Here is a 13448-nt window from a genome sequence, read left to right on the forward strand (position 1 = left end):
AAGTGCTAATTGCTGATTGCTGCTCATGTTTCCCCGCCTGATCGACTTCGGCAACTACGGGCTGCCCACCTACGGCGTGCTGGCGGCGACGGGCCTGCTGGTGGGACTGATGCTCAACGTGCGGCTGGCGCGCCGTGACGGCATCAACCCCGACCTGGCCTGGAACATGGGCATCGTGGCCATTCTTTCCGCCATCGCAGGCGCCAAGCTGCTGTTTTTGGCGGGAGACTGGCGCTACTACCTCGAGCATCCCCGGCAGATCCTGACGCTTTCCACGCTGCAGACCGGAGGGGTGTGGCAGGGTGGGTTGCTTGCCGGCCTGCTGGCCGCGGGCTGGTACATGCGAAAACACCGGATGCCGGCGCTCCGGACGGCGGACGCGTTCGCGCCCGGCGTTGCGCTGGGACACGCCTTCGGACGCCTGGGTTGTTTCGCGGCCGGCTGCTGCTACGGCAAGCCCACCGACCTGCCCTGGGGCGTCACCTTCACTCATCCGCTGGCCAACGCCCTGGTGGGCACACCCCTGGACGTGCCGCTGCATCCCACGCAGATCTATGAGTTCCTGCTGGAGTTGGCGATCTTCACGGTCCTGATGTGGAGGCTGAAGCGGCGGCGCATCGAAGGCGAAGTGATGGGAGCCTACCTTTTCCTCTACGGCTTCGGACGCTACTTCCTGGAGTTTTTCCGCGACGATCCCGGCCGCGGCGAATTCTTTGGCGGAGCCATGAGCGGCACCCAGATTCTTTCTATCCTGCTGGTCATCGCGGGTGGGTTGTTGTGGATGCGGCGAACGCCCGAGGCCGCAACCGCCTCGTCCAAGTAGCCGCTTGCGGTATTCTTCCGGCCCATGGCGCTGCCTGAACCTCGCGTCTCATTCCCGGTTGCACCAGAAGACGCCGGGAATCGTCTGGACCAGTTTCTGACGCGGCGACTCGCCGGCGTGAGCCGGGCGCGGGTGCAGGAGCTGATCCGGCAGGGCAAAGTGGAAGTGAACGGCGCAGCGGCCAAATCCTCGCTCAAGCTGCGGGGAGGAGAGAGGGTGGAGGTGCTGGGCCCGGCAGAGCGCCCTCCGCTGCGCGCCGAGCCGGAAGAAATCCCACTCGACGTCGTGTACGAGGACGACTCGCTGGCGGTCGTCAACAAGCCCGCCGGCATGCTGGTACACGCGGGCGCCGGTACGGGCCGCGGCACGCTGGTCAACGCGCTGCTCCATCGCTTTCGCTCGCTTTCCGGCGCGGGCGGCGAGTTGCGCCCGGGCATTGTGCACCGGTTGGACAAGCAGACCAGCGGCCTAGTCGTCGTCGCCAAGGATGACGCCACGCATCGCGCGCTGGCCGAGCAGTTCTCCTCCCGGCAGGTGAAGAAGCGCTACCTGGCGCTGGTGCACGGCTGGCTGAAGCGGGACGCCGGCACCGTGGAAGCCGCCATCCATCGCGACCGCCTGCGTCGCACGCGCATGACCACACGCCGCCGCGGCGGACGCGAGGCGCTCTCACGCTACAAGGTGCTGGAGCGGATGGAGACGCCGGCCGGACGCTTCACGCAGGTGGAGGTGGAGATCGCCACCGGGCGCACGCACCAGATACGCGTGCACATGGCCTCCCTCGGCCATCCGGTGGTAGGCGACACGCTCTATGGCGCGCCGCGAAGACTGGGGTCCGTTCCGATTCTGGATCGCAATTTCCTGCACGCGGCAGCGCTCGAGTTCCGACATCCAAAGACAGGGAAAGTCATGGCGCTGGCCGCGCCGCTACCGGCCGAACTGGAGGAGTTTGTGGCGGGGTTGCGGGCGCTGTGAATCTTGAACTGGTAATTTCCATTTGTAATTTGCAAGCGCAGGCGGCAGAGCCCGGCGGGCGTGCATCTGAACAGTAAGAGCCGCGAGGACATCGGCGCGGAGCAAGCAGCTATAATGAGGCTCGTGATGAAGTCGTGGATGCTGATGTTTCTTGCCGCGTGGCTGGTGGTTTCGCTCGCGGTGGCACAAGACTCAGCGGACAATCTGCCGGCCGCGCCTTCGGCGACCAAGGCCGAGCAGGAGAAGCCCCAGCCGGCGCCGCCTCCTCCCGTGCCCGCCAACGTGGCTCCTTCCTCGGAGAAGGCGCCAGAGACAGCGCCAGCCTCAGAAACGGCTGCACCAGCGCCTGCGACCACATCCTCCGCCGGTACGGTGGCGCCTCCATCCACCAGCGTTCCTTCCTCGCGCAGCGGCAGCGATGACGTCCCTCTCACCACCATCATCAAGCGCGTGAACGAGGTCAATGTCATCTTTACGGTGACGGACAAGCGCGGCCGCTTCGTCAAGGACCTTACGGAGAAGAACTTCTCAGTGCTGGACGACCGCAACCCGGTGAAGAACATCCGCTACTTCAACGCGCAGACCGATCTGCCCTTGCGCGTGGGCCTGCTGATCGATTCCAGCTCTTCCATCCGCGAGCGCTTCCGGTTCGAGCAGGAATCTGCCATCGAGTTCCTGGGGCAGATGGTGCGGTACAAGAAAGACCTGGCGTTCGTAGTGAGCTTCGACAGCAACGTGGAAGTGGCCCAGGATTTCACGGACAACACGGAAAAGCTGGCCCGCGCGGTGCGCAGTCTGCGTCCCGGGGGCGGCACCGCCATGTATGACGCGCTGTACGGGGCCTGCCGGGACAAGCTGCTGAAGCTGAACGAACCGTTCGCGGTGCGGCGCGCCATTGTTCTGCTCTCTGACGGCGAGGACAACCAGAGCCGAGTGACCCGCGAAGAGGCTCTGGAGATCTGCCAGCGCGCCGAGGTAGTGATCTACACCATCAGCACCAACATTCTGGGCCGTACGGCCCATGACAAAGTGCTGGAACGCTACGCGGAGGAAACCGGCGGCCGTTCCTTCACGCCCTTCCGCCTGGAGGAGGTGGCCAGCGCCCTGGCCGCCATTCAAGAGGAACTGCGCAGCCAGTACGCCCTCGGCTATTTGCCGGCCAACTTTGTAGCCGACGGGCGCTACCGCGCCATCGAGATCAAGCCCCGTGGCCGCAGCGGCCTGCGGATCCGCGCCCGCAAGGGGTATTACGCGCCGCGCCAGTAGCACTCAGCAATTGGCAGTTGGCATTTAGCCCTCAGGGGGATGGCTATGCCTGCTACTCCGTTCAGGGGCTCAGTGCTAACTGCCAAGGGCTAATTGCTGGCTTTGGTGGCGTAGTAGCCCTGGCGGGCCTGGATCTTGTATCCGTCGGTGGACTTGATCTGGATGCGGCGGAAGCCGCCGTCGCGGGTGGTATTCGAGGGCGTGTAGCCGATAGAGTACTGGCTGCGCAACTCCTGGGCGATCTGGTCGAACGCCTCCTTGAGCTGCTCCATTTTCTTGATTTCGATCATGCGTCCCCCGGTCTGCTCAGCCAGCTTCTCCATGTCCCCCGGACCGGAGTAGGGGTATCCGCCGTAGAAGCCGCGGTCCACGATGAGCAGGACGTAGCAGAGGGTATCGGCTTTCTGGGCCGCTTCGATGGCCTGCTTGATGTCGTAGAAGCTGCCCTCATCCTGGCCATCGGTGAGGATGATGATGGCCTTGCGGCCTACTTCGCTGGCCAGCTTTTCGCGCGAAGCTAGATAGACGGCGTCGAACAGCTTGGTGCCGCCACGCGGCTTGGAGGTGGGCACGGGATTGCCGCCGCCCCCGGGGATGATCACGCCGTCGCCCCCGCCGGTGTTGATGCGCGCTTTCTCGAATCCCTGCCGCAGGCGTGATTTGGAGTTGGTGAAGTCCTGCAGCAGGTCCACGTTGACGTCGAAGGTGACCAGGAAGGCCAGGTCCTTGGAACCGATGACCTCGTTCAAGAAGGCCATGCCGACTCGTTTCTCGGCGTCCAGTATCGAGCGGACGCTGCCGCTGGTATCCATGAGCAGGCCGAGGGTGAGGGGCTGGTCGGACTCTGCCGCGAAATACTTGATGGTCTGCGGGGCGCCTTCTTCAAAGACCTCAAAGCGGTCGCGGGTGAGGTTGGGCACCAAAGCGCCGCGCTTGTCCTTGACGTTGAAGAAGACGTTGACGACCTCGACCTCGACCCGCAGGGTCTGCAAGGCGGAGTCGTCGTTGCGCTTGGCGGAGGGCGCAGCTTGCCCGGGTTCGTCGGCCGCCGCCCATGCGGCCGCAACCAGAAACAACGCCAGACAGCATGATTTGCCCACGCGCAACACTTTAAGCACCCTTTTTTGTTAGTCTAACATCGTAAGATGCGGGAATCCGGGGCAGCGATACAGGCGCTCCAGTGGAGGACGAATCGAGTGAGGGTGGCGCGCAAAGTAGCCGCATGGTCGGTGGCGATGATGCTGGTCTCCGTGCTGGCCGCAGCCCAGAACGTGCCGGACGCGCCCTCCGCCACCCGTCCTCCGCCACAGACCAATCCGTTTCCAGCTCCTGATCCCAACGCACCTAAACGGCCGGCGACCGAACCGCCCCCCGAGGACAGTGCTACGTCCGAGCCACAGCCGGCGCAGGCGCCGGCGGCGCCCTCAGCGGAAATCAAGACGGTGCCCGCGGGCCAAGCTCCGGCCAAAGGCCAGGAAGACGAGTTGACGGTTTTCAGCGTCACAGTCAATTCAGTCTTCGTTCCGGTGACCGTGCGCGACAACTCCGGGCGTTTGGTGGACGGCCTGCAGGCCCGGGACTTTCAGGTTCTCGAAGACGGCGTGCCGCAGCGCATCCGCTTCTTCACCAGCGATCCGTTGCCGCTTTCCACCGCCGTCATCATCGACACCGGCATGCCGGACAAGGCGATGCGCAAGGTAGCCGGGACGCTGGAGGCTCTGGGCGGAGCCTTCAGCCAGTTTGACGAAGTCACGCTCTTCACCTTTGCCAACACGGTGGAACATCGCCTGGACTGGAGCGCGGTGACCGACCAGTTCGTGACCGCCATGAAGCGGGAGAATTACGTGGGACGCACCGGCGGGGTGCCCGTCACCACCGGGCCGATGGCCGCAGGCCCGACGGTGAACGGGGCGCCGTTCGATCCCGGGCGTCCACGCGTAACCGCCATTCGCCGCGAGGCCAAGGTGCTGAACGACGCCATCCTGGCCGCCGCGCTCGACCTGGCCAAGCGCGATCGCAAGCGGCGCAAAATGATCTTCATCATCAGCGACGGCGCGGAGGAAGGCTCTGCCGCCAAGTATGACGACGTGCTCAAGGTGCTGCTGACGAATGAGATCGCCGTATACGCCGTGGCGGTGGATGCGGCCGCCATTCCGGTGTACGGCTCCATCCGCGACGTGCGTTTCCCGGGCATGGGCTGGGGCAACATCCTGCCGCGCTACGCCCTGGCCACCGGCGGCGACGTATTTTCCGAGTTCAACCGGAGTGCCATCGAGACTGCCTACGCGCGCCTGACTACTACCGCCCGCAATCAGTACACGTTGGGTTACCAAACGCCCGGTACCGTGGCGGGCAATTACCGCACCATCGAGGTGCGGGTGATGCGCCCGGACTTGCGGGTGTACGCGCGCGACGGCTACTATCCGCTGCCCCCGCCTCGCCAGCAGAATCCCGGGCAGTAGGTACCAACGGACCGGTACTTTGGTGCTCCCAGGCGCGGACGGGCAGAAACGTGGCATGAGGTAGAATCTGAGCAGCCCCTCCACCCGATGTGGTATAAAACAGCGCCCGGAGTGGCGTCGGAAATCCCCGCGTGCGGCGATCCAGCCCTTCGAGTCGCCCGCGCCCGATGAGGCATAAGTCCTTTGAGCTTTATTAACTTCGCGGCCCGCGAGATCAACTGCAAGATCGTCTACTACGGCGCCGGTTTGGGCGGCAAGACCACCAACCTGCAGGTGATTTACGACAAGACCGGCGACAAGCAGAAGGGCAAGATGATCTCCCTGGCCACGGAGACCGACCGCACCCTGTTCTTCGACTTTCTGCCCCTGGACCTGGGCACGGTGCGCGGCTTCAAGACCCGCTTCCATCTCTATACCGTCCCCGGCCAGGTGTTCTACGACGCCAGCCGCAAGCTCATCCTCAGGGGCGTGGACGGGGTGGTGTTCGTGGCCGATTCGCAGGAAGACCGCATGGACGCCAACCTGGAAGCGCTGGAGAACCTGCAGGAAAACCTCCAGGAGCACGGCTACGATTTCATGAAGATCCCCTACGTGCTCCAGCTCAACAAGCGCGACCTACCCAGCGCCATGGCGGTGGACGAGCTGAAGAAGGAACTGGTCAAGCGAGGCGAGCCGGTCTTCGAAGCCGTGGCTTACCAGGGCACCGGCGTGTTTGAGACGCTAAAGGAAGTCGCGCGCCAAGTGCTTGTAGAGCTCAAGAAGGGCTAGCCGGTCGCCTCCCCTTGCCCGGCGTTTCCATCCCGCGCTTTCGGCCATCGGTGCTTCTGAGAGTTTTTTTCGGAATCCTGCTGGTCTTGCTGCTGGCGGGCGTGGCTTGGGGCTCCGGAGAGCCGCGCATGGCCCCAAAGGGCCGACGGGCAGTATGGATTTGGAACCCCACTTTCCTGGAAGATGGCGACGACTTCAACCAGTTGCTGAAGTTCGCCCGCAGGCGACGCGTGCAGACCTTGTTTCTCTATGCTTCCACGCGGCGATTGGAACAGAAGCCGGATCTCTATCGCAAGTTCCTGAAGCGCGCCCACCGCGCTCGGTTGGTTGTGCACGCCCTGAATGGCTCGCCGGAGTGGACGCTGCGCGAGGAGCGCCACGAGCCGCGTGAATTCCTGAATGCCGTCTTCGTATTCAACCGTACCGGCCAGCCAGCGGAGCGCTTCGACGCCGTGCATCTGGACGTAGAGCCGCAGTCCCTGCGCCGGTGGTCATCTCCTGGAACGCAGGACATTCGCCGCAGCCTGGCAGAACAGTACGTGGACCTGCTCAAGTGGGCCCGGCGCAAGACCGCCGACGAAGGCTTGTGGCTTGCCGCTGATATTCCCGTAGCGTTCAGCAGCATCCAGATGGAATCCCGGCCGCTGCTGGCGGAGGTCGTGGAGCTTGTGGACGAGGTAGCCGTCATGGCCTACCTCGGCGAAGCCGCCGAGGTGCTGGCCGGCAGCCGTGCGCCCCTCGACCAAGCCACTCGCGCGGGAAAGACCGTCTGGGTAGGCCTGAGTGCCGATCCCGAACATCTTCCGCCGGTCAGGCCCGGCAAGAAACTGGAACCTGCACTGGAAAAGCTGGCGCGACAAGTGGAGCGCAGCCTGGGCGGCAGGCCGGCCTTCCGCGGCGTCGCCATCCACGACTACGACCACTACCGGCGCACCCAGTGCAAGTCGCTGGAAAGATGCCAGCCGGACGCACCTCAGGCCCCGGCCGAAAGCATGTATTAGGTTCAGCGCAGCCGCAGGCTCTTCAGCATCTTCACGAACGTGGGCTGGAGCTGCTGGTAGTCCTGGGTGGGACCAACGAACACGGCGTAGAGCACCGAGCCGTCGCCGCGATCGAGCACGATCACCCAGTTGCGCTCGCGCTGCCCGCGCACCGGTGACGGTCCTTCCAGTTGCAGTTCCATCCCGGGAACGCCGTTGACGCGGATCCGTTCCGCGCCCACGGTCTGGCGATGCTCAGGGTTGCCTTGGAGCATGCCCTGGACGAGTTGCCGCGTCGTGTCGTCCAGGCTCTGGCGGGTCTTCGGCGTGGCCACTCCCAGAATCACGCCATAGGCGGTCGCTTCTCCGCTGCGTCCTGCGGGAGGTGCAATGTTCACCTCCTGCTGGCCTGCGCTCACCTGCCAGTTCGCCGGGCGGCGGATGCGGAACGCGGCATGCTCATAGAGCTGCAGCGTCCTGCTGGGCATGACCTCGGCGCGCGCGACGCTTTCGATGGTGCCGCTGCCCTGGGCCTGGCCCTGGCCTGGCTGAGAATTACCCTTGCCCGCGGCAATCTCCTTGGCGGTAAGCGGTTTCATGGTGGCCACGCGCCGCTTGACGTCCCTAAACTCCGAACTGTCGCCGCGATAGTTGCGCGACGGCAGCGTGGCCACTTCATCCCCCACCAGCTTGGCGCGGTTGCCCGGGTTGGGGTGTGAGTTGAAAAACTCCGCTCCGCGCCCGCCGCCGCTTTCCGCCTGGAGCTTCTCAAAGAAGGTCACCACGGCGTGGGGGTTGTAGCCGGCGTCGTGGATGATGCCGGCGCCCACCAGGTCGGCCTCACGCTCGGCGTCCCGGGAGTACTTCAGGAAGACCGAATTCAAGCCGAAGACGATGCCGAGTTGCGCCAGTTGTCCGCCGATGCCGCCGCCCAGCCGGCCTCCCAGAATCGCCAGCGGCAACTGCGCCAGCATGGCCTTGCTGGCCTGCTCGGTGGAGTGGCGCATCACTACGTGCGAGATCTCGTGACCCATCACCCCAGCCAGTTCGGCTTCGTTATCCGCCGCCTGGATGGTGCCCAGGTTGACGTAAATGGGCCCGCCGGGCAGCGCGAAGGCATTGATCTCCTTCTGGTTCACGACCTTGAAGGTGTAGGGATACTGCGGCTCGGGCGTGTTTTGCGCCAGTTGCGCGCCCAGATGCTGGACGTAACGCGTTACCGGGTCACTCTCGGGAAGAATGGGAAGCTCCTTCTCGATCTCAGCCGCCGCTTTACGGCCTTCGGTGACCTCATCCTCGCGAGAAAACAGATTAAAGCCGTACTTGGGCTGGTAACGAGCCGAAAGCTCCGCCGGCGCCGCCAGCAGCAGCACCAGCACAATCGCAACCGCCCGGGTCCATGATGACTGGTTCTTCATGACGTTCTGCGCTCCTTCCGGCGCGCTGATATATGAAACCCGCTTCCACATGTTTGGATGCGGCAGCGACGGGTTCCGTTCAATCTTTCGAAGTTACTCCGGCGCGAACCGTCGGTGCAACCCGAGGGCGCGAGGGAGCATCCCGTCCGCGGGAAGAAAGTCTTCTGCCGGTTCGTGTCAAGAGCCAATCTCAAACAAACTCGAAATCAGGATTGACCTCGCAGGGGCTTGGGTATAATGAGGCTTGTTCGCCCCACACGGAGACGTGCAGGAACGCGACCAGATGCGCCCGGCACGACGGCTTGCGACCGGACGTTTCTTCCCGGCAGCAGGACCTTCTCCCAGCGCTCGACCGAAACCTGATCCCCCGACAAGGAGCTAAGGCATGCCCATCACGGCGACGGAGAAAATCTGGCACAACGGCAAGCTCATCCCCTGGAAGGACGCCACCATCCACGTGATGTCGCACGTGGTCAATTACGGCTCGGCCGTGTTCGAGGGGATCCGTTGTTACACCCAGCCCAGCGGCGCAGCCATTTTCCGCGCCCCGGAGCATGCCCAGCGGCTGCTGGATTCCGCCAAGATCTACCGCATCGACGTGGACTACACCCGCGACGAACTCATCCAGGCGATGGTGTCCCTGGTGAAGGCCAACGGCGTGACGCCCTGCTACATCCGGCCCATCATCCTGCGCGGCTACGGCGAAGCGGGCGTCAACCCGTTCAACTCGCCGACCGAGGTCTACATCGTCAACTACCCGTGGGGCAGCTACCTGCGCGCCGAGCACGCCGGCGATTCCGACGAGCAAGGCGTGGACGTCTGCATCTCTTCCTGGACGCGCATCGCGCCCAACACCCTGCCCGCCATGTCCAAGAGCGCGGCCAACTACATGAACTCGCAGCTCATCAAGATGGAAGCGATCATCAACGGCTACGTCGAAGGCATCGCTCTGGACGCCAACGGCTACGTGAGCGAAGGCTCCGGCGAGAACCTGTTCGTGGTGCGTAAGGGCACGCTCATCACCGCGCCCCTGGGCAACTCCGTGCTGCCCGGCATCACCCGCGAGTCGGTGATCGAGCTCGCCCGCGACCTGGGCATCCCGGTGACGGAGCAGATGATCCCGCGCGAGATGCTGTACATCGCCGACGAGGTGTTCTTCACCGGCACGGCGGCCGAGATCACCGCTGTCCGCTCGGTGGACAAGATCAGCGTGGGCAAGGGCTCGGTGGGTCCGATCACCAAGCAGTTGCAGAAGGAATTCTTCGGCATCGTCCACGGCAAGGCGCCCGACCGCCACGGCTGGCTCACCCCCGTGCCGGTGAACAAGAAGCAGGCCGTGGCCGTCTAGTATCCGCGCGGTGCAGAACAACATCGTGGCCACGGCCACGGTGAGTGTTTGCTAGTCCCGGCCGCTGGTAATCCCCGCCCGGACTGTGGTACTGTCACCGCACCTCGGACGTATCTCTTTCGCCACGGATAAATGGCCATGCATATTGACGATCTGCTTCGCATCGCAATGGAACGCAAGGCTTCGGACTTGCACCTGAAGGTGGGCAACTACCCGCATCTGCGGGTGGATGGCGAACTGACCCCGCTCACCGAGCAGCCCCGCATCTCCGCCGAGGAGATGCTCAACATGGCGTTCAGCATGATGTCCAACCGCCAGAAGCAGAAGTTCAAGGAGGCGGCGGAGCTGGACATGGCCTACGGCGTCGCCGGCCTGGGCCGCTTCCGCGTCAACGTCTTCCAGCAGCGCGGTAACGTGGGGCTGGTGCTGCGCGTCATTCCCACCAAGATCCGGCCGCTGGAAGAGCTGTACATGCCCAAGATCATCGAGCAGATCTGCGACGAAGCTCGCGGCATGGTGCTGGTGACGGGCGTGACCGGCTCGGGCAAATCCACCACGCTGGCGGCCATGATCGACCGCATCAACTCCACCCAGCCCGAACACATCATCACCATCGAAGACCCGATCGAGTTCCTGCACCGCGACAAGAAGGGATTCGTGAACCAGCGCGAGGTCGAAGTCGATACACCCTCGTTCGCCTCCGCGCTGCGCGCCAGCCTGCGCCAGGACCCCGACGTCATCCTGGTAGGCGAGATGCGCGACCTGGAAACCATCGGCACCGCGCTGCACGCCGCCGAGACCGGCCACATGGTGTTCTCCACGCTGCACACGCTGGACGCCACCGAGACCATCAACCGCATCATCTCCGTGTTTCCGCCGCCGGAGCAGAAGCAGATCCGGCTGCAGCTCGCCGCCGTGCTCAAGGCCATCGTCAGCCAGCGCCTCATCAAGCGCGCCGATGCCGCTGGCCGCGTGCCCGCCGTCGAGGTGCTCATCTCCACCGGCTACATTCGCGAGTGCATCATCACGCCGGAGAAAACGCGGCTCATCGCTGAGGCGCTGTCGGCCGGGGTCTCGCAATATGGCATGCAGACTTTCGACCAGTCCCTGTACGACCTCTATACCCAGGGCATGATCACCTACGAAACGGCGCTCGAGAACGCCTCCAACCCTGACGACTTCAAGCTGCGCGTCCAGGGCATCGCCTCCACCGCCGAAGCCACGCGTGGGGAGATGCAACAGGCCGGACGCAGCTAGTCGCGGTTTCGCTGAAAAACGGGGACGCTTACGCGTCCCCGTTTCTTCTTATCACCACATTCCCGCTTCGCCTTCCGCTCCTGCGATTAAACTCTGGTCATGTTCCGCCGCTCTCGCAAGCCGCTCGATGAGCCCGCGCTTTACGAGTATGCCGTGGGCGCGCTCGCCCGCAAGATGCGCACCGTGGCTGAACTTAAGCGCCTGCTGCGCCAGCGGGTCGTGCCCGGCGAGGAAGGCGAGGCGCTGGTCGAGAGCGTCGTCCGCAAGCTGAAGGACCAGAAGTACCTGAACGATTCCGCCTACGCCGCAGCCTATTCCAGCTTCCGCCGCGAGAATGAGAAGTTCGGCCGCTTGCGCGTCATCACCGACTTGAAGGTCAAGGGCGTGCACGGCGACATCATCGAAAAAGCCGTGGATGAAGCCTACCGCGGCCAGAGCGAAGAGAAGCTGGCGCGCCAGTTCCTCCAGCGTCGCCGCCTGAAGAAACCGGCGAGCCAGAAAGACGCCGCCCGCGTCTTCCGCACCCTGGCGCGAGCCGGCTTCACCACCCGCGCCATCATGCAAATCCTCAAGAAGTGGGATGTCGAGGACGAGGTGCTGACCGCGCTGGAGAGCGAGCAGGATTAGTTCTCACCACGGAGACGCGGAGGCCCAGAGAAATCGGTACCGTGTAGTCATCTGGTGATCGGGTCATCGAGCCATCGGATGACTTCAAACGCCGATGCTAGAATCAAGCTGCGCGCATGCCCACCGGCAGTGAAATCCGCGAGATGTTCCTGCGCTACTTCGAGGAGCGCGGGCACCGGCGCGTCCATTCCTCTTCGCTGGTCCCGGCCAACGACCCCACGCTGCTCTACACCAACGCCGGGATGAACCAGTTCAAGGACGTCTTCCTGGGCCTGGAGAAGCGCGACTACACCCGCGCCTGCTCCTCGCAGAAGTGCGTGCGCGCCGGCGGCAAGCACAACGACCTGGAAAACGTGGGCTTCACCAACCGCCACCATACCTTCTTCGAGATGCTGGGCAACTTCAGCTTCGGCGACTACTTCAAGAAAGAAGCCATCGAATTCGCCTGGGAATTGATCACGGACAGGAAGTGGTTCGGCCTGCCCAAAGACAAGCTTTACTTCACCATATTCAAGGGTGAGGAAGGCGTGCCGCGCGACTCGGAAGCCTACGACGGCTGGCTGAAGGTCGGCGCGCCCCAGGACCGCATCCGCGAGTTCGGATCCAAGGACAACTTCTGGGCCATGGGCGATACCGGGCCCTGCGGTCCCTGCTCGGAGATTCACTACGACATGGGCCCTGCGGCCTCCGACCAGGGTCACAGAGACTGTGAGTTCGGCTGCGAGTGCGGCCGCTACATCGAGATATGGAACCTGGTGTTCATGCAGTTCGACCGCGATGCCTCAGGCAAGCTCACTCCGCTGCCTAAGCCCTGCGTGGATACCGGCGCCGGTCTCGAGCGTCTCGCTGCCGTGCTACAAGGCAAGGTCTCGAACTACGAGACCGACCTGTTCACGCCGCTCATCCGCCGCGCCGCCGAGCTGACCGGCGTCTCGCTCGAAAAAGAGCTCGAGAAAGAAGCGCGTCAGAAGACCGCCGCCTCGCTGCGCGTGATCGCCGACCATGCCCGCGCGACCACGTTCCTGATCTCCGACGGCGTGGTGCCCTCGAACGAGGGCCGCGGCTACGTGCTGCGCAAGATCATGCGGCGGGGCATCCGGCATGGAAGGTTGCTGGACCAGGACAAGCCGTTTCTGCATGAGATGGTCTACGCCGTTCGCGACGCGATGAAGAACGCGTATCCGGAACTGTCTGACAGCGCTGAACGTGTAGCGAACATCGTACTGGGTGAGGAGACTCGCTTCGCCCACACAGTCGCTCTCGGACTGAAGAAGCTTGACGAAGACCTGGCTCCGCTCGTGGCGGATCGCCGCAAGCAGCCTGAGGCGTTAGTCGCCTACGCAGGCGACAAGGCCTTCCGGCTCTACGAAACCTACGGCTTGCCCCTCGACTTCATGGTGGATGCAACACGCGACCTCGGCATTGCCTTTGATCAATCAGGCTTCGAGCAGGCCATGGAAACCGAAAGGGCCCGCGCTCGCGCCTCCTGGAAGGGCGCGGCCAAGGAAACGGCTTCACCCGCCT

At 64.0% G+C, this 13448-nt stretch carries 12 protein-coding genes; 10 read left to right on the forward strand and 2 right to left on the reverse strand.

The window, feature by feature from the left end; genetic code table 11:
* Positions 1-25 precede the first annotated feature (25 nt).
* The 3 genes from lgt (at position 26) to VLE48_00690 (ending at position 3064) form a co-directional block, all read left to right on the forward strand.
* A complete protein-coding gene (gene lgt / locus VLE48_00680) occupies positions 26-823 on the forward strand; it encodes a prolipoprotein diacylglyceryl transferase (GenBank protein HSA91500.1) in 798 nt (265 codons plus the stop codon).
* Between the two features lie 24 nt (positions 824-847).
* A complete protein-coding gene (locus tag VLE48_00685; protein ID HSA91501.1) occupies positions 848-1798 on the forward strand; it encodes an RluA family pseudouridine synthase in 951 nt (316 codons plus the stop codon).
* Between the two features lie 126 nt (positions 1799-1924).
* Positions 1925-3064, forward strand: coding sequence for a VWA domain-containing protein (locus VLE48_00690; protein HSA91502.1), 1140 nt, complete (start codon positions 1925-1927; stop codon positions 3062-3064).
* A gap of 89 nt (positions 3065-3153) precedes the next feature.
* Here VLE48_00690 and VLE48_00695 read toward each other — a convergent pair whose 3' ends face one another.
* Positions 3154-4182: a VWA domain-containing protein gene (locus VLE48_00695; protein HSA91503.1), complete on the reverse strand. Its 1029-nt coding sequence runs from the start codon at positions 4180-4182 to the stop codon at positions 3154-3156.
* A gap of 78 nt (positions 4183-4260) precedes the next feature.
* Between VLE48_00695 and VLE48_00700 the strand changes: the two genes are divergently transcribed.
* The 3 genes from VLE48_00700 to VLE48_00710 all read left to right on the forward strand — a co-directional run bounded on the left by VLE48_00700 (position 4261) and on the right by VLE48_00710 (position 7295).
* Complete coding sequence (locus VLE48_00700) at positions 4261-5526, forward strand: VWA domain-containing protein (GenBank protein ID HSA91504.1); 1266 nt, start codon at positions 4261-4263, stop codon at positions 5524-5526.
* Positions 5527-5709: 183 nt separating this feature from the next.
* Positions 5710-6294, forward strand: a complete 585-nt coding sequence (locus VLE48_00705; protein HSA91505.1) for a GTPase domain-containing protein — start codon at positions 5710-5712, stop codon at positions 6292-6294.
* A 128-nt stretch (positions 6295-6422) separates the two neighbouring features.
* Positions 6423-7295 carry a hypothetical protein gene (locus tag VLE48_00710; protein HSA91506.1) on the forward strand — a complete coding sequence of 291 codons (873 nt, stop codon included), beginning with the start codon at positions 6423-6425 and terminating at the stop codon, positions 7293-7295.
* 2 nt (positions 7296-7297) lie between these two features.
* Here VLE48_00710 and VLE48_00715 read toward each other — a convergent pair whose 3' ends face one another.
* Positions 7298-8743 (reverse strand): M48 family metallopeptidase, encoded by a 1446-nt coding sequence (locus VLE48_00715; GenBank protein HSA91507.1) that lies wholly within the window; start codon positions 8741-8743, stop codon positions 7298-7300.
* A gap of 334 nt (positions 8744-9077) precedes the next feature.
* Between VLE48_00715 and VLE48_00720 the strand changes: the two genes are divergently transcribed.
* The 4 genes from VLE48_00720 to alaS form a co-directional block, all read left to right on the forward strand.
* Positions 9078-10040, forward strand: coding sequence for a branched-chain amino acid transaminase (locus VLE48_00720; protein HSA91508.1), 963 nt, complete (start codon positions 9078-9080; stop codon positions 10038-10040).
* A 138-nt stretch (positions 10041-10178) separates the two neighbouring features.
* A complete protein-coding gene (locus VLE48_00725; protein ID HSA91509.1) occupies positions 10179-11297 on the forward strand; it encodes a type IV pilus twitching motility protein PilT in 1119 nt (372 codons plus the stop codon).
* A 99-nt stretch (positions 11298-11396) separates the two neighbouring features.
* Entirely contained in the window at positions 11397-11924 is a 528-nt protein-coding gene (locus tag VLE48_00730) for a regulatory protein RecX (GenBank protein ID HSA91510.1), read from the forward strand.
* 116 nt (positions 11925-12040) lie between these two features.
* Positions 12041-13448: alanine--tRNA ligase (gene alaS / locus VLE48_00735; protein HSA91511.1), on the forward strand; the 1408-nt coding region annotated here is incomplete at its 3' end.

Source organism: Terriglobales bacterium (assembly GCA_035454605.1).
In the GTDB taxonomy this organism is placed as follows: domain Bacteria; phylum Acidobacteriota; class Terriglobia; order Terriglobales; family Acidobacteriaceae; genus DATMAB01.